A 16,674-nucleotide genomic window follows, 5' to 3' on the forward strand; every position below is an offset into this window, starting at 1 on the left:
ATGAAGAAACAATCGTGTTGACATCGTTCATTTCATCCGCTCAACCTTTCCGTTCGTGTTTCGTAGAAATTTAGGCACAAAAAAATGCAGCCCCGAAGGACTGCATTTTTATTATGTGTGACGGTAGAAGATTACTGAACCTTTACAGTAGCACGGCGGTTGTAGGAGAACGGAGAGAGGTTGTTCACACCACCCTTAGCTTCAGTCACGATGTTGTCGCGGTTCACGCCCATCTTGACGAGTTCAGCAGCCACGGTGTCGGCACGCTTCTGAGAGAGAGCCTGGTTGTAGGCAGCGCTACCGGTCTTGCTGTCGGCGTAGCCGGTTACGACAATCTTAGCGTTGTTAGCCTTAGCATATTCAGCGAGTTCCTTCACGGCTACGAGATCCTTGCGGCTGGCAACCTTAGCGGAGTTGATATTGAAGAATACGCTTGCAGCAGTTCCGACGAGCTGAGTCTTGGTTTCAACGACTTTTTCAGCAACAGGCTTCTGCTTTGCGAGCATGTCGCGGAGACGAGCATTTTCATCCTGCTGCTCCTTGACGCTGGCGTTGAGTGCGTCAATCTGCTCCTTGTTCATAGCCATGAGAGCATCCACGTCGGGCACTTTGTCCCAAGTGCACTTGCCGAGGTTGTAGGTAACACCTACGCTGACGCCGAGTTTCTTGTCCCAGTGACGATGTTTAAACTTGTCATAGTTGCTGAATACATCAACGGGTGCACAGTCAAGAGAACCTTCAGCAGCAGCGATGTTGACGTCTGCGAAAATCTGAACACGCTTGCTCACACGGAAGTTGTTGAGAAGACCGAAGTGATAGGAGATGTCGTTGCTATTGCCGGAGCAGTTGCGAATCCAACCGATACCTACGTAGGGAATGAAGTTCCACACGCGCTTTTCGTTGTAACCAAAGAGCATGTTGGAGAGGTTGAACATCACGTCTTCGTGGATGTTTACAGAGGTGAAGAGAGGATGATTCTCAGAGGTGTTCACCTGCTTGCCCCAGATGCCTTCGAACTTGGTGCGAAGACCGATGCCGGGAGTGAACCACTTGCCCACTGCTACGTCAAAACCGAGCGCGCCACGCTTGGTGCTGAACGGATTTTTGTTCACGCCATACTCTTGAGAGCTGTAGAAGGCGTTAGCATCCATACCAACGCTTACGAACCAGTTAGCCCAGAAGGAGTTGGTTGCAACACTGTACTTCTTAACAGGCACTTCAGTGTCCTGTGCCATAGCGGCTCCGGTGGAGAGGCCCACAAAAGCCAAGGCAATCATCAATTTTTTCATAATGTAATGATTTGAATACTTAAAAGTTATTTGTTCCTTATTTTGGTTTACACCACCTTATCTCGTACCTAACGATAGTTGATTGGGTAGTCTTTTGAGTCTTTCGGAAGACTCTGTGCGTAGATTGATTCAGACAATTTTTTGCTATAAAAGAAGCCTAAACCTAGTCTTTGCGGTGCAAAGATAAGAAAGGAATCAGCACCTCTCCAAATTTTTCCTCAAAAAATGTTAGTTTCTTACATCCTATTTATCACATTTTCTGCAATCTGAATGAAAAACGAGGAGAAAAAGAACAATGCGGCGATGAGAAAAGGGACTCCCCTGCCCTCTCCTTATTTTCCAAAAAGACTTTCAATGCGCTCGTTGCCGAGTACGATGAGAGTGGGTTTTCCGTCGGGAGTGAACTGAGGTGTGGTGCAGGCGAAGAGTTGCTCAACCATGGTGCGCATCTCGGCGGCAGAGAGATCCTGCCCATTCGGCACAGCGACCTTGCGTGCCAGAGAGAGAGCGAGCACGTGGGTGACGGCTTCGCCGAGGTTCGCCTCGCCATGGACGGCATCAGAGAGGATGCCTTCAAGCAACGACACGGGGGAAAGTCCCTCTGTGCCGGAAGGGACAGCGAGCAGGGAATAGCTGCCTCCCCCCAAGGGAGAGAGGTCAAAACCGATTTTCTGCATGGAGGGAAGCATTTCGTCCAAGACCACAGCCTCGGATGGGGAAACGCGCAGCATCTCCGGGAAGAGCAGACGCTGGGAAGGGGCAGGATGACCGGCAAGCTCATTCTGATAGAGTTCATAGAGGATGCGAACGTGGGCACGGTGCTGGTCAATCATCGCCAAACCGGAAGGGAGCGGAGTGAGAATGTAGGTACCGGCATACTGCAAGAATTGGTCGTCAGTCACGACGACAGATGCGGTGGGCACGACACTGTCTGTCGTGGTTGTTTCCTTCTCGTTCGTTGCCGAAGACCAAATGAACTCTTCTTTGGGGGCTTCGGCAGGAGCTGATGTGAAAGTCGGGGAAGACGCGGATTTGAAGGAGGAACTGCCGGAGGAAGAGAAAGAACGGAAAGGATTGAAGTTTGGGTCAATGGAGACCTTGGGGACTTCAATGTGGGAAAAGGCATCAGCGCTCTGCGGAAAATTGGGAATGTCGGGTTTTCCCTCAACATCAAAATCAATGGAGGGGACTGCCCCAAACTTTCCGAGGGATTCTCTCACGGCGGCGAGGAGAATTTGGAAGATGGCATTGTCGTCTTCAAACTTTATCTCCGTCTTCGTGGGATGTATGTTCACGTCAAGACGCGAAGGGTCCACTTCCAAACTGAGGAAGAAGGTGGGCTGAAAACCTTCGGGAATGAGACGTTCGTAGGCAGACTGAATGGCTTTGGCAAAATAGGGGTGACGCATGAAGCGTCCGTTGGCAAAGAAGAATTGTCGTGCTCCCTTTCTGCGTGCGGTGTCGGGAGTACCGACAAAACCACGCACTTTGACGAGGGTGGTTTCTGTCTCCACGGGCACGAGTCCTGCATCAACACGCTTCCCAAAGAGACTGACGATGCGCCGGCGGAAATTGGCGGCGGGCAGACTGAGCAGGAGGGCGTCGTCACTGTGAAGCGAAAAGGACACTTCGGGGTTTGCCAGGACGATGCGCTCAAACTCGGTCATGATGTGCCCAAGTTCCGTTTGGTTTGATTTCAAAAATTTGCGGCGTGCGGGAATGTTGAAGAAGAGATTGCGCACGGCGAAATTGGCTCCGACAGGGGTTGCCACGGGTTCTACGCTGACGACTTTTGACCCTTCGATGCGAATGGAGGTTCCCACTTCCTGCTGCGGCGTGCGAGTGCGAAGTTCGACTTGGGCGACGGCAGCAATGGAGGCGAGTGCCTCGCCGCGGAAGCCCATGGTGCGGAGGGAGAAGAGGTCTGTGGCTTGTCGGATTTTGGAAGTGGCATGGCGTTCAAAAGCCATGCGAGCGTCGGTGCCGCTCATTCCCTTCCCGTTGTCAATGACCTGCACGAGACTCTTTCCGGCATCCTCCACACGGATTTGAATCTGGGTGGCACCGGCATCTAAGGAGTTCTCGGTCAATTCCTTCACAATGGAGGCGGGGCGCTGAATCACCTCGCCTGCTGCAATCTGGTTGGCAACGGAATCGGGAAGAAGTTGAATGATGTCTGACATGGGACGGAGCGGCAGAGCCGATTTTCAAGTTTTCTCACCATTAATGGTTAATCATACATCATTAATGGTTCTTTATTTGTTTTTGGTTCACGCTGAATGGGAAGGATTCTTTAGAACACCCCTGAACGAATCCTGCCAACGAAGTGAACTTATTTATTCTAAGGAAGAGGTTTCGTGAGTTTCTCACGGTTTATGCCATACACGATTTTGAACGCACGAATTTAGCAGATGGAACGGAGGCTTGCGCCCCCTTTTGACTCTTTCTCCTACGCTTTACCCTCTTAACCTACAATTTTTGGAGCGGGGCAACGCGTCGCACGGTAGCTTTGAGTTCGGTGCCTTGTTTTTTCCCTCGCCATTCGTAGATGTCGTCCTTGTTCAACGGGCGGATGTAGTCAAACCACGCAAAGCCCGGTAGGTTCGTACGTTCCTTGGGGGCGAGACCTATGGGATAGAAATAGCTGTGGGACGCCGGTGCCCATATCTTCTGCAGTTTACGTTCCTTCATGAACATGCGAGCTCGGGAGGTCTCAGTGTAGTTCTGATAGAGCACAAGGCTGTCTTTCTCAAGCGGATAGTTCACCACCATCACATTTCCAATCGCCTGGTTTTCGGTCAGTTCTCCGTTCGTGTAGTAGGAAACGAGTTGTTGTGCCGCGACTTGATTGAAGTGGGTGGAATCGACCTGCTCGACCATCATTGCCTGCCTATCGACGTGGGTGGAGTCAATCGTACTATCGTTCATGAAGACGTTGATTTCCTCACCGACGATCTGTCGGTTCTCGCTCCAAACAATGGGGTCGCGATAGAGCGTGAGGACATTGTTCTTCGTAGAGAAGACAAGCGAGTCAGCCACCGCTTGCACATCTTGGCGATAAGCACGGGTGTGGAAATAGCCGTGCATGACGCGATAGACTGAGTCGGTCTCTATATTATAGGTATAAAGTCGGATGGTGTCGGCGTGAACATAGAGGGTGTCCTTTCCTTGGGAATAGTCACGTGCCAATGCGTGTCCCGTTGCCATTGCCTCTCCGGTCAGTTCGTTGTAGCGAGCATAGTCTCCGTTGAGGATGTTTTTGTTGAGCGTATCTTGACATTCCACGTTGGAAAATGCTTCCATCCAGCCGGTGCCTTTGTCGTAGAAGACGCTGTCTCCACTCATGATGCGGTTTCTTCCAAAGGCTTTGGTGGCTTCAAAGAGTCGCACCTGCTCCGTATCGGAGTTATAGAAACCATGCTCGGTGTAGATGCGGTCGCTGCCGGAGTAGATGTTGGAGCGTCCGACCACCTCTGCCCATTTTGTCTGGGTGTCATAGTGGAGCGTGTCGGTGACCATTCGGAACTTCTTGTTGGTCAACTCGACGTTGTAGTTGAACGAGGCTTTACGGGTGTCTGTGTGATATTCTCCCCAGTCTGAGGTCAGATTGTTGTCTCCATCGACGAGACGCCCGCCTTCAAAATAGTATCCCCAGTTGTAGAGACGGTCATAGTTGAGACTGTCGGTGAAGAGTTTCTGCTGTCGGTGGGTCATCACCACCTTGTGGCGCATTTCGGCGATGAGGGTATTGCCATCGTAGTGCAGGGTTTCTCCGGTCAGCGAAAGGGTGTCGCCCTGGACAATCTTCACATTTCCGAAGGCATTGAAGGTTTGTCCGACATCGTTCAACTCCGCGCTGTCGCAGTACATCGTCATTCCTGCGTGTTTCATGACGACATGTCCGCTGAGTCGCTTGGCATTCCCAATTTCGTTCTCGACAAAGAAGAGATTGTCGGCATGGACCAGCGTGATACGCTCATCGTTGGGTGTTTTGCGTTTTTTCTCACGGGAAAGCGAAGGAAGAGCGCAAAGCAGGAAAAGAAGAAAAATATAAAGGAGATTCTTTTTCATGAAACGGGGAAGGCACGGCGGCGCGGTGCAAAGATTCCACGCACGGCATCGGAGGATTTCAAGAATTTCTCGCGGCGCGGTACAAAGAAGAAGCAAAGAAGGTGTGTCAAAATGAAGAATTTGGCTACACCGTCATGGAAAGTAATGAAGAAGGGGGATTGAAGACTTTCAGTTCGTCTTCACCCAGCCTTCATATTTGAAATCACAGTTTCGCCAATCAGGACTGATGCGAACGTAGGTGGAATTCACCTTTTCTTTTATCCAGTTATTGATTTTTTCTTCGCGGCGTTTGGCAATCACTTGGTCGCGCAAGACTTGGAAATCTTCGGTCATGTTGGCATGATGACCATCGATGCGACTCTTCAAACGAACAATCGCACAAACGGTTTGTCCCTTTTGATTGGTCATGCGGAAGGCACGAGAAACCTGTCCGACTTGCAGCGTATCAACCACCTTTGCGACGTCTTGCGGCAGGTCTTTCATCTGGAAACGGGAACTGATGGTGCGGGTTTCCTGGATGACATTTGCCATGAGTCCATGGTTGTTGCGGGTGTCTTTGTCGTCAGAGAGGGCATAGGCGGCAGCATCAAAGGTGAAGCGTTCGGCACGAATGTCGTCGGCAATGGAATCAAGACGGGCGATGCCGCGCTCAAACTCCGCCTCTTCAATCTGCGGTTTGAGCAGGATGTGGCGCACATTCACCTTGTCTCCGCGCTTGTCAATCAACTGAATGATGTGAAAACCGAACTCTGTGCGCACAATCTTGGAGACTTTCTTGGGGTCGTTGAGACTGAAGGCGACATTGGCAAATTCGGGTACCCACATGTTTCGACCGGTGTAGCCCAACTCTCCTCCCATGCGGGCGGAGCCGTCTTCGGAGTAGAGTTTTGCCAAGGTGGAGAAATCGCTCTCGCCGGAATTGACGCTCTGAGCGAAGTCGCGCAAACGGGCTTCAACTCTTTCCACTTCTTGGCGAGAGACCTTGGGTTGTGAGGTGATGATTTGGACTTCCACCTGAGTGGGAATGAAGGGAAGGCTGTCGGTCGGGGTGTTTTTGAAGAACTCGCGCACCTCGGCAGGAGTGGCTGAAATTTTGGAGGTGAGGTTGCTCTTCACCTCTTCGACCATGTTTTCTTCGCGATACATTCTCTTGAAGGTCTCACGCAGTTGGCGGATAGATTTCTGTGCTGCCTGCTCGACGGCTTCGCGAGAGCCATAGACGGAAATGTACTCGTTGATACGGGCGTCCACTCCTCTGATGATGTCGCCTTCGCTGACAGTGACACTGTCAATTGCAGCCTGGTGGAGGAAGAGTTTCCGCACAGCAAGTTGCTCGGGGATGGTGCAATAGGGGTTGGTGACAGGTTGTCCCGAGAGTTCGGCACTGATACGTGCCTCTTCCACGTCGGAGAGCAGGATGGGTTCATCACCCACTACCCAAATGACTTCGTCCACCACGTTTTTTTGTGCAGCAGCCAAGAGAGGCAGACACACCATATATATATATAGGAGTAAACGCTTCATGTGTGAGATTGAAAAAGATTCAAAACGCCGCGCGGCGCGGTTATAAACTATAAAAGCGACTTCGTCACGTTCAATGCCATGGCGCGGCTCGGTTCATGACTTAGTCTTTTATCTTGTCAATTTCTGCTTCATTGACGGAGAAGGGGAAGCGTTGGCGAAGACCTTCCACCCACTGTTTCTCCTTTTCGCTCTGGAAGTCGGGCAACAGGACTGCCTTCACGTCACGATAGGATTTGGGCTGTTTGAGTTTCTTGCCTACGACACCGCTGACTTTGAAGCGGCGATAGGGTTTCACGGGTTTATCTACGCCGAAGACGTAGTGGTCCACGTAGGAATTCTCGCCTTTCTTGCAGAGATAAGGTCCGCTGACAGAGACTCTTACGGTGTCTTTGTTGAATTCTTCTTTCACGATGTCACGCCAACTTTCGTCCTTGGCTTTCTTCAGAAGTTTCGTGACTTTCTTGAGTTGGTCTTCGTTCATGGCGTGGATGACATATCCCTTGAAACGGGGTTCTGTCCAGGCATACTGTTTCTTGTGAGCCTTATACCATTTTTCCTGTCCCACGCTGTCGGCAGCAGCCACGTCCCAGACGTCACGCTTACTGATTTCATAGAGCAACAAGCCGTCGTGGTATTCTTGAATCAGCCAGCGCAGCGAGGGGTTTCCTTCAATGTGGGCGTTCATGACGCTGTCCAAGACGGTCTCGCGAGTCAGACGTCCGTTGGAGGCTTCCACCATCTTTTTGATTTTGGCTTCAGCAGAGATTTCCTCGATGTTCTGCTTTTTCAGGATTTCATAGATTTCTTCCTTCCAATCAGCAAAGTTTTTGAACGGGCGGCGTTCTGTGAGTTTGATGATGAAGAAACCATATTCTGTTTTGACCGGAGCCTTGGCGGTTTCACCGACCTGCAAGGCATAGACTACCTCTTCGTATTCCTTGGGCAGTGCACCGGGACCAATGAGCGGCAGGAGTCCGCCGTTGCGAGCGGTGCCGGGTTCATTGGAGAAGCGTTGTGCCAGGTCGGCAAAGTCTGCTCCGCCGGCAATCAAGGCGCAGAGTGAATCCGCCAACGCCTTGGCTTTTGCCACTTCGGCATCTTTGGCGCTTTGGGGCACACGAATCAGGATGTGAGCAGGACGAATCAGGTCTTTGCCTCCGGTCTGCTTCAATGTGTTTTCAAAAACGACGTGTGCCACGGAGTCAATATAGGCGGAATCGACCATGTAGGGCGTGAGTTGCATGTCGCGATAGGTCAGGAACTCCTTTTTGAAAGAGGAAAGGGTGTCAAGGCGTGCAGCCTCGGCGGCTTCCACTTTCAGTTTGTAGTTGATGAACATCGGAACATATTCCTTCACGGTTTTCTTTTCTACCGCACCTTCTACGCTTCCGTTTTTTCTAAAAGAATATTCAAACTCTCCGCGCGTCACTTGTTTGCCATTGATGGTCATGACGACGGGGTCAGCAGTTTGCGCCTGCGCACTGAGCGTCGTCATGGCAACGAGTGCGCCGAACAGGAACTTTCGCATGGTTGGTTTGTCTTTGTGGGAGATTATTCTAAAAAAGGAATAAAGATTTATGGTTGTCAAGGGATTCAGTCGTTGGGGCGGCTGTAGTTCGGTGCTTCGCTGGTGATGGTGATGTCGTGTGGATGACTTTCCAGCACACCTGCCCCGGTGATGCGTGTGAACTTCGCGTTGTGGAGTTTGTCGATGGTGGCGGCGCCGCAGTATCCCATGCCGGAGCGCAAGCCTCCGACCATCTGATAGATAACCTCCTGCACGGAGCCTTTGTAGGGCACACGTCCGGCAATTCCTTCGGGCACGAGTTTCTTGGCGTCCTTCACCGTCCCTTGGAAGTAGCGGTCTTTTGAACCGTTCTCCATGGCTTCGAGAGAGCCCATGCCGCGATAGGTTTTGAACTTACGTCCGTTGAAGATGATGGTCTCACCGGGGCTTTCTTCCGTTCCTGCGACGAGGGAGCCAATCATGACGCTCCAACCGCCGGCTGCGAGGGCCTTGACCACATCGCCGGAATAGCGCAAGCCGCCATCGGCAATCAAGGGCACGCCGGTGCCGTGAAGGGCACAAGCCACGTCATAGACGGCAGAAAGTTGGGGAACGCCCACACCTGCCACCACGCGGGTTGTGCAGATGGAACCGGGACCGATGCCGACTTTCACGGCGTCTGCACCGTTCTCGACCAACATGCGGGCGGCATCGCCGGTGGCGACATTACCGACCACGATGTCGACGCCCGTGAAACTGGACTTTGCCTCGCGGAGTTTTTCAATGACAGATTTGGAATGACCGTGGGCAGTGTCAATCACGATGGCATCTGCGCCGGCAGCAATCAATGCTTCCATGCGTTCCAGAGTGTCCCCTGTCACCCCGACGCCGGCAGCCACTCGGAGTCGTCCCTTGGCGTCTTTGCAAGCCATGGGTTTGTCTTTGGCTTTGGTGATGTCCTTATAGGTGATGAGTCCGACGAGTCGTCCTTCCTTGTCCACGACGGGAAGTTTCTCGATTTTGTTCTCTTGAAGGATTTGTGCGGCGGAGTTGAGGTCTGTCTGCGTGGTGGTGACCACGAGGTTTTCGCAGGTCATCACCTCGTCGATACGCTTGTCGGTTCTGACTTCAAAGCGGAGGTCGCGGTTGGTGACGATGCCCACGAGGTGCATGTCGTCATCCACGACGGGGATACCTCCGATGTGGTATTCGTGCATCATTTCCAAGGCATCGCGCACGGTTTTGTAGCGTTTGATGGTCACGGGGTCATAAATCATGCCGTTTTCCGCACGTTTCACGATAGCGACCTGACGCGCTTGTTCTTCAATGCTCATGTTCTTGTGAATCACACCGATGCCACCTTCACGTGCAATGGCAATTGCCATCGGCGCTTCGGTCACGGTGTCCATGGCTGCAGTCACGAAGGGAATCTGCAGGTCAATGTGGCGTGAGAATTTGGTCGCCATTGACACTTCGCGAGGCAACACCTCGGAATAGGCAGGAACTAAGAGGACGTCGTCAAAGGTGAGTCCGTCCATCACAATCTTGTCGGCAATGAAATCTGAAGTCATACGGGTTGGAAGTATTGATGTATTCTACTTTTTTCTTCTTTTATCACCCTCTCGGGAAGTTCACCCTCTCGGAAGGAGTTCTCGGAAGCGTGTCAGCCAGGCGGCAGTTTCGGCTTCGTCAAATTGTTTTTCTTGCAACATGGTTTCCAAAGCTTTCAAGGCGCGGGTGTGCATCTGTGCCTTGCCGGCTTTCAGTCCGCTCTCATACTGCCGATAAGGCAGGAGGTTGCGATTGTAGTTTCCGTCAGACATATTCTTGAAACTCAGACTTATTCTTGGAACTCAGACTTATTTTTAGAACTGAATCAGTCTTGCAGTCTTGCGGGAGCAGAGGAATCGCCGTTGGAAACGGGTTTGGAGCGGTCGCGCTTGTAGATGATGTCGTAGAAGCAGGGATAGACATTGGCAGAAGCGTTTGCTTGTCCCTGAGTGCTCGGCACGATGAGACGCACATGGGCATAGCTGGAGTTTTCATTCTCCAAGCGTCCGAGGTTGATGTAGGAAAGTGGCACGAGCCATCCGGCGGGTACGGCGGCGGAGACGTAAGTGCTGTACATCATGCCCTGAATGAACGTACCGGTGAAGACGCCATAACTGTTGGAGCACACCATCACGTCGGGCACCATGGCTTGCGCAATGGACAGGTTGGTTGTTTGAATGCTGTCGGAGGCGATGTTGAATTCGATGTATTTGGTGATGATGTTACAGGTCTCTCCTTCCGCGAGTTTTTCCCCGGTTCCTTTGTCGAGGATTTGCATATAAACGCCGGACTGTCCGAAATAGACATACTCGTTTTTCTCGACATCCGTTGTGCTGTCATTGCGATAGAACTCCTCTTCGCTGATGACGCGAATGTTTCCGGGAACGTTGAGAGTCCACTCTCCGCTCTCTTCGTCCATGACTTGTGCGCCGGTCACGAGGAAGCCTTGGATTTGTTCGTGCTCACGCTCTCGCTTGTCGGCATAGGTGTCGTCATCGGTACAAGACTGAAGCATACCGGCAAGAGCAATCAGCACATAGCACACAAACCGCCCCGACAACCGTGCGAACGCACTGACTGTGAGGGCAGTTGAAAGGACGTTGCGGGATGAACCGCATCCGTTGTTGAGTTCTTTGGAAGGAGCGGAAAAAGAAGGAGAAAATGGTTTCTGAATCATGGGTACGCTACATTTTGGCGCGAAGTTACTGCAAGACAAGGAGAAATGGAAATAAAAAACGCGTTTTCTTCCTTTTTAACGTCAAAACAAGGGGAAAAACTGCTCCTCCTCACTCATCCTTCGTGCTGGAGGCGTCGATGATGTCTTTCACTGCCTGCACGAGGCTTTGGAAACCATGTTTGATGCCGCGTCCCGTGAGACAGACGCCTTTGAAAATGCCGCGTCCCGTGATGAAAGCACCCATGCAGATGCCGCGCACCGCCACGACCGCACCGGCGGCAACTGTCTGCCAGACCTGCTCGGAGGTGAACTTGTAGTGAGCCATCAGTTTCTGCCAACCTGCATTGACACCGAGGGGAAGGGCGACGCCAACGAGGACATAAACGAGCACAAAAAACCAGTTGTTGGAGGGGTTGAGCACGTAGGGATGACCGCCGAGACTGTCCCAGGGCAGACCATACCAGGCAATCTTCACCATGCCGGCGACTTTGAACGCCACGAGGTGGAAAGCAAAGACGTAGAGCGTGCGGTCGCCGACATAGACCAAAGCATTCTTCGCCCAACCGCCCCACTTGTCGAGCAAGCCTGCCGCGCCGACCAAGACGAAGAAGCCGCAAACGGCAGGAAGAGGAAGGGTGACGAAGCCCTTGAAATCGGGACGCCACGCCATGGAGGTGGGAGTGAAGACGGAGCAAATGACAAGCACCGCCAAACAACCGACATAGACCCACCACTGCTTGGGGAAGTCATACTGACGAATCAGAAAACCGCACGCCATGAAGAACATGCCCATCAGTTCTCTGTAGCCGCCCTGCGCAATGCCGGTGAAGTTCACGCCGCTGCCCACTTTCCAAAGGAGCAGGACGAAAATCAGAATGGCCATGCCCCACCCTACCTGCAGCGGTGTCTTGACCTGCGGCAGTTTCTTCAGCAACTTGAAGAGAATCAGGAAACCGACCGAGGCGAGCAGCAAGGCACGGAAAAACCAGAAGGCGCCACAGAGGAACTGGTCGTGACCGGACATGTTGAACACGATGCTCGCCAGATGCTGACTGAACTGCGTGAAATCGTAGGGATGGGTCACGCCGCCTCCGGCGTTGCCGTAGGTCTCGCTGAGGATGCCCAGTGGGAAAAGGAGGTTGTGCACGATGAGGAAGAAGATGCTCCAGCGGAGATAAGGGAGATAGAGTCCGCGGATGCGCCGCACGATGAAGGTGCGCTCGTCTTCCAGATAGCGTGTGTGAAAGAAGTAGCCGGCGCAGATGAAGAACACCGGCACATGGAAAAGATATACAAAATTTTGCACCCAGCCTGCAGCGCCGGCATGGGAGAGCACGACGCAGATGATGGCGAGTGCTTTGACAATTGAGAAGCGGGTTTCACGCATGTTCGTTGGGAGTGGGCAGGTTGAAATAGTCTGTGAATTCTTCTTCGTCATCCGGCGAGAAGTCGTCTCTGTCTTTCAGCACGAAAGGAGTCAGGAAATGGAAGAGCCAGCCCTTGAACTTCTTCCAGCGCCCCCACTCTTTCCAACGCTCGGGAGTCAGTTGGAAGCAGCGGGTGTCGCGGTCACTCATGAAGAGTCGGTTCAGACGTTCTGTCGTGCAAGTGTCTGCCACGAGCAAGTTGCACTCATAGTCAAACGAAAGACTACGGCTGTTGAGGTTGGCGGAACCGAGGAAACTGTAGAGCCCGTCAATCATCATGATTTTGCTATGGTGGAAACCTCCCTCGAAGAACCAGATTTTTGCACCGGACTTCATGAGTTTGTGGACCGTGTATTCCACGATGCGGGGGGTGATGGGGATGTCGCTCTTTGCTGACACCATGATTTGCACATCGACTCCTCTCGCCGCCGCCTTTCGGAGTGCCTTTCTTATGTGGCGACAGATGGTGAAATAGGGGTTGATGATGAGGATTTGCTTTTGGGCGTGCGTGATGGCATGGACGAAGGTGTCGTGAATGATGCGCGGCGTGGTGGCGGGGTCTCGATTCACGACGCCGATGAGTTTGTTGCCGGAGGAGGTGTCGTCATCGGGCGACAGATTTGAAAAATGCGCTCGGGCATCACGCTCTCCGGGATAGTATTCCGCTCCCTTCACGTCCTGCCCGGTGACTTTGTTCCAGAAATTGATGAAGATTTTCTGAAGGTCGCCAACGACATCGCCTTCCACGCGGCAATGGATGTCGTGCCACTCTCCGAACTCGGGTTTCCCGGTGATGTAGTAGTCTGCCACGTTCATGCCTCCGGTATAGGCGACTTCTCCGTCAATGACGACAATCTTGCGGTGGTCGCGGTGCATGACGTGGTTCACCCAGGGGAACTTCAAGGGGTCGAACTCATAGATTTCAATGCCTCGCGCCCGCAGACTGTCAAGATGGGATTCTTTCAGCGGGCGGTTGTTGGAACTGTTGCCGAAGCCATCGAACAGGGCTCTGACTTTGACTCCTTCGGCGGCTTTCTTTGCCAGCAAAGTGAAGAGTTCTTTGGAGATGCTGTCGTTGCGGAAGTTGAAATATTCGAGATGAATGCTGTGGCGCGCCTGACGCACTGCGGAGAAGAGGTCTGCGAACTTTTCACTGCCGGACTTGAAGAGCACAAGGCGGTTGTTGTCAGTGAATTTCACGCCATATTCTTCCTGAAGATAACGCACAATGTCGGAGTCGCTGGACTCCGACGTGTGGCTGTTTGCCCTGAGTGACGATATGCTGAAAACAAATCCCAAGATGCTTAGTAATAGGATGTTTCTCATTCTCTTTCTCAAATCATCGTGCTGAAAGAATCGACAACGCCCAAAAGTTTTCCATCTTCATCGGTGACCAGCACGGAGTGAATCTTGTACTCGCGAAGCAGGTCTTCGATGTCTGTGATTTTGGTGTCGGCGGGAACGGTCTTGGGAGTCTTGGTCATGATGTCCTTGACGGTCAGGTCAAAGAACCGGTCTCGCGAACTTTCCATGGCACGGCGGATGTCGCCATCGGTGATGAGACCAACCACTTTTCCGTTCTCCACGGCGATGCACTGTCCGAGGCGTCCGTTGCTGGTGTGGATGACAGCCTCGCCGAGTTTCATCGTGGGAGGAACAACGGGCAGGTCTTCCGTGCGCATCACGTCGCGCGCCTTTGTCAGCAGTCGTTTGCCGAGCGTGCCGCCCGGGTGATACTGTGCGAAGTCAGACGCCTGGAAATGACGCGCTTCCATCAGTGCACAAGCCAGTGCATCGCCCATCGCCAGTGCGGCGGTGGTGGAGGAGGTCGGTGCCAAACCGAGGGGGCACGCCTCTTTGCTGACGGCAGCGTTGAGGTGGGCGGAGGCATATTGTGCCAACAAAGAATGGGGATTTCCGCTCATGCCGATGACAGGAATTCCGTTTTCAAGCAGGTATGGCAGGAAACGCAGCAACTCGTCGGTCTGTCCGGAGTTGGAGATGGCAAGCACCACGTCTTCTTTCTGAATCACGCCCAAATCGCCGTGGAACACGTCCAAGGGATTGATGAAAAAACTCGGCGTGCCTGTCGAAGAGAGGGTGGCGGCAATCTTGGCACCGATGTGACCACTCTTGCCCACGCCGGTGACGACCAGTTTGCCCTTACAATTCAAAATGATTTCCACCGTCTTGTCAAAGTCGGCGTCCAAGGCGGGAATCAAATCAAGCAGCGCCTGCGCCTCATCGCGCAAACATTTTTCTGCAACTGAGATCCAAGAACTCATTGACTATTTCGTTTTGACTGTTTTCTATATATATTATATGGTATAGGAGGGTGTGTCTAAATGCACATTTGGCTTCACCCTCAAAGGTGCGTCAGAATGGCTAAGATGCAAGGCGCTGAGGATGAGGGCGCAGGGAGTGTACTGAAGTACATGACCAAGTCCGAATCCGATAGCAACGAAGCAGATTGGCTATGATGACACACCGTCATCTTTCTGAATCACTTTCTCAGAGCAACTTCTTCACCAAACTTTCGAGGTCTTTGAGATAGAGCATGTTTGGTCCGTCGCTCAGTGCTTTCTCAGGATCGGGATGGGTCTCGAAGAAGAAGCCGTTGGCACCGAAGACCTTGGCAGCGAGTGCCATTTGCGGCACGAACTCGCGGTCTCCGCCGGTCTTGCCGCCGGCGCCGCCGGGACGCTGCACGGAGTGCGTGCAGTCCATCACAACGCGATCGACCCACCGGTGCATGAGCGGAATGTTACGGAAATCAACGACAAGATTGTTGTAGCCGTAGATGTTTCCGCGCTCCGTGAGCCACACTTCGCGACAACCTGCCTCGCGGCATTTCTCCACGGGATAGCGCATGTCGTCGCCGCTCAGGAACTGTGCCTTCTTGATGTTCACGGTTTTGCCCGTGTGGGCTGCTGCAACCAAAAGGTCGGTTTGACGGCAGAGGAACGCCGGAATCTGAAGCACATCAACCACCTCACCGGCGGCTTCTGCTTGAAAACTTTCGTGAACGTCCGTCAGCAGGGGCAGACCATATTTTGTCTTCACGTCAGCGAGCATTTGCAACCCGCGCTCCAGGCCGGGACCGCGGAAAGAATGAATGGAAGTGCGGTTTGCCTTGTCAAAGGAGGCTTTGAACCAAACGGGCACATCAAACTGCACCGAGATGCGTTTCAACTCGGCAGCGACCACATCCAACAGTTCCGCGGATTCAATCACGCAAGGTCCGGCAATGATAAAAGGTTTTTCCATGTGATAAAAGAATATTTACTGGAGGGGGCTAAAAACCAACGTAAAATGATTTCCAACACCCTCATGACCCCTCTCTCCCACAATTCGCTGCGAAGTTAGACAAAAATCATGGCACAAAGTGCCGTGCACGGTGAAAAAAGCATGCAACGCACTTGTTTTGCAAAGAAAAACAACCTACTTTTGCACCGCTCAAAGCAAAAGAACCAACCCAACCTATCGGGCCAGACCGGATTTGACAGCGGGTCGGAGTTTTGTGTAAGCACGCAGTGCGCCGTGGGTGGGCACTTTAATCTCGGCCCTCAAAGAATTTAACTGGCGAAAACAAATTTGCTCTCGCTGCCTAATCGAAGCACAGTAGATTGGCTTTATCCCTGCACAAGGTGCGGGGACGAGACATCGCCCAAGAGCCGTTCTTTCCGAGGCTCCTTGAATCGGCGGTGCAGAAAAATCGGGAATAGTTTTCGAATGCCTCGATTCGAAGGCGAAAATCTTAGAGGATAAGGCGCGAGTTGGTGGCATCGGTCTTGCTCACGCACGAAAACCTAAACGATGATAAGCGTGTAGAAAGCACGGGATTTCCCCGTTTGGACGAGGGTTCAACTCCCTCCTGGTCCACTCTGAACTGACTGCGACAAGACACACCACGTCTTGTCGCAGTCTTCTTTTCTTCCTAACATCTCGCTCTGAAACTTTTTGAACTCACTGAAAGAATCACAAAAGTTCAAAACCGCACAAACCCTACACTGCCGCGGAGCCGCATCCGCCGCTGTGTAGGGTTTAAAGCAACTGCGTTTCAACCCTACACTATACGTAAATAAAAGGGGAAAACAAAAAACTATACAAACTATACACAAACCCTAC

General features: G+C 52.4%; 12 protein-coding genes and 1 other RNA gene. 1 reads left to right on the forward strand and 12 read right to left on the reverse strand.

From position 1 onward, the window contains the following. Positions 1–131 precede the first annotated feature (131 nt). The 12 genes from I6E40_RS05685 to kdsA form a co-directional block, all read right to left on the reverse strand. Entirely contained in the window at positions 132–1,289 is a 1,158-nt protein-coding gene (locus tag I6E40_RS05685; RefSeq protein ID WP_235385957.1) for an OmpA family protein, read from the reverse strand. Positions 1,290–1,621: 332 nt separating this feature from the next. Next, positions 1,622–3,472 carry a DNA mismatch repair endonuclease MutL gene (mutL, locus tag I6E40_RS05690; RefSeq protein ID WP_235385958.1) on the reverse strand — a complete coding sequence of 617 codons (1,851 nt, stop codon included), beginning with the start codon at positions 3,470–3,472 and terminating at the stop codon, positions 1,622–1,624. Positions 3,473–3,758: 286 nt separating this feature from the next. Then, positions 3,759–5,360 (reverse strand): OstA-like protein, encoded by a 1,602-nt coding sequence (locus tag I6E40_RS05695; protein ID WP_235385960.1) that lies wholly within the window; start codon positions 5,358–5,360, stop codon positions 3,759–3,761. A 168-nt stretch (positions 5,361–5,528) separates the two neighbouring features. Then, complete coding sequence (locus I6E40_RS05700) at positions 5,529–6,884, reverse strand: peptidylprolyl isomerase (RefSeq protein WP_235385962.1); 1,356 nt, start codon at positions 6,882–6,884, stop codon at positions 5,529–5,531. A 100-nt stretch (positions 6,885–6,984) separates the two neighbouring features. Next, positions 6,985–8,412: a peptidylprolyl isomerase gene (locus tag I6E40_RS05705; RefSeq protein ID WP_235385963.1), complete on the reverse strand. Its 1,428-nt coding sequence runs from the start codon at positions 8,410–8,412 to the stop codon at positions 6,985–6,987. Between the two features lie 65 nt (positions 8,413–8,477). Continuing rightward, the gene (gene guaB, locus I6E40_RS05710) at positions 8,478–9,962 is read right to left on the reverse strand and encodes an IMP dehydrogenase (RefSeq protein WP_235385968.1); all 1,485 of its coding nucleotides are present in this window, start codon (positions 9,960–9,962) and stop codon (positions 8,478–8,480) included. Positions 9,963–10,022: 60 nt separating this feature from the next. Beyond that, on the reverse strand, positions 10,023–10,214 hold the full coding sequence (locus tag I6E40_RS05715) for a hypothetical protein (protein WP_235385969.1): 192 nt from the start codon (positions 10,212–10,214) through the stop codon (positions 10,023–10,025). Positions 10,215–10,267: 53 nt separating this feature from the next. Then, entirely contained in the window at positions 10,268–11,119 is an 852-nt protein-coding gene (locus tag I6E40_RS05720) for a DUF4827 domain-containing protein (RefSeq protein ID WP_235385970.1), read from the reverse strand. Between the two features lie 109 nt (positions 11,120–11,228). Then, the gene (locus I6E40_RS05725) at positions 11,229–12,506 is read right to left on the reverse strand and encodes an acyltransferase family protein (protein WP_235385971.1); all 1,278 of its coding nucleotides are present in this window, start codon (positions 12,504–12,506) and stop codon (positions 11,229–11,231) included. Continuing rightward, positions 12,499–13,872 (reverse strand): phospholipase D-like domain-containing protein, encoded by a 1,374-nt coding sequence (locus I6E40_RS05730; protein ID WP_235385973.1) that lies wholly within the window; start codon positions 13,870–13,872, stop codon positions 12,499–12,501. Before I6E40_RS05730 ends, I6E40_RS05725 begins: the two co-directional genes overlap by 8 nt. Before the next feature lie 8 nt (positions 13,873–13,880). Beyond that, the gene (locus I6E40_RS05735) at positions 13,881–14,831 is read right to left on the reverse strand and encodes an SIS domain-containing protein (RefSeq protein WP_235385974.1); all 951 of its coding nucleotides are present in this window, start codon (positions 14,829–14,831) and stop codon (positions 13,881–13,883) included. A gap of 226 nt (positions 14,832–15,057) precedes the next feature. Next, entirely contained in the window at positions 15,058–15,813 is a 756-nt protein-coding gene (gene kdsA / locus I6E40_RS05740) for a 3-deoxy-8-phosphooctulonate synthase (RefSeq protein WP_235385975.1), read from the reverse strand. Positions 15,814–16,031: 218 nt separating this feature from the next. On the opposite strand from kdsA, the gene ssrA reads away from it, so the two are divergent. Further along, positions 16,032–16,431: a transfer-messenger RNA gene (gene ssrA / locus I6E40_RS05745) on the forward strand. Positions 16,432–16,674: the final 243 nt, after the last annotated feature.

The organism is Prevotellamassilia timonensis (assembly GCF_021531665.1).
In the GTDB taxonomy this organism is placed as follows: Bacteria; Bacteroidota; Bacteroidia; order Bacteroidales; family Bacteroidaceae; genus Alloprevotella.

Excerpts from the sequence above, each read along its gene's own strand:
- I6E40_RS05685 (WP_235385957.1), bottom strand. The coding sequence starts at position 1,289 with ATGAAAAAATTGATGATTGCCTTGGCTTTTGTGGGCCTCTCCACCGGA.
- mutL (WP_235385958.1), bottom strand. The coding sequence starts at position 3,472 with ATGTCAGACATCATTCAACTTCTTCCCGATTCCGTTGCCAACCAGATT.
- I6E40_RS05695 (WP_235385960.1), bottom strand. The coding sequence starts at position 5,360 with ATGAAAAAGAATCTCCTTTATATTTTTCTTCTTTTCCTGCTTTGCGCT.
- I6E40_RS05700 (WP_235385962.1), bottom strand. The coding sequence starts at position 6,884 with ATGAAGCGTTTACTCCTATATATATATATGGTGTGTCTGCCTCTCTTG.
- I6E40_RS05705 (WP_235385963.1), bottom strand. The coding sequence starts at position 8,412 with ATGCGAAAGTTCCTGTTCGGCGCACTCGTTGCCATGACGACGCTCAGT.
- guaB (WP_235385968.1), bottom strand. The coding sequence starts at position 9,962 with ATGACTTCAGATTTCATTGCCGACAAGATTGTGATGGACGGACTCACC.
- I6E40_RS05715 (WP_235385969.1), bottom strand. The coding sequence starts at position 10,214 with ATGTCTGACGGAAACTACAATCGCAACCTCCTGCCTTATCGGCAGTAT.
- I6E40_RS05720 (WP_235385970.1), bottom strand. The coding sequence starts at position 11,119 with ATGATTCAGAAACCATTTTCTCCTTCTTTTTCCGCTCCTTCCAAAGAA.
- I6E40_RS05725 (WP_235385971.1), bottom strand. The coding sequence starts at position 12,506 with ATGCGTGAAACCCGCTTCTCAATTGTCAAAGCACTCGCCATCATCTGC.
- I6E40_RS05730 (WP_235385973.1), bottom strand. The coding sequence starts at position 13,872 with ATGAGAAACATCCTATTACTAAGCATCTTGGGATTTGTTTTCAGCATA.
- I6E40_RS05735 (WP_235385974.1), bottom strand. The coding sequence starts at position 14,831 with ATGAGTTCTTGGATCTCAGTTGCAGAAAAATGTTTGCGCGATGAGGCG.
- kdsA (WP_235385975.1), bottom strand. The coding sequence starts at position 15,813 with ATGGAAAAACCTTTTATCATTGCCGGACCTTGCGTGATTGAATCCGCG.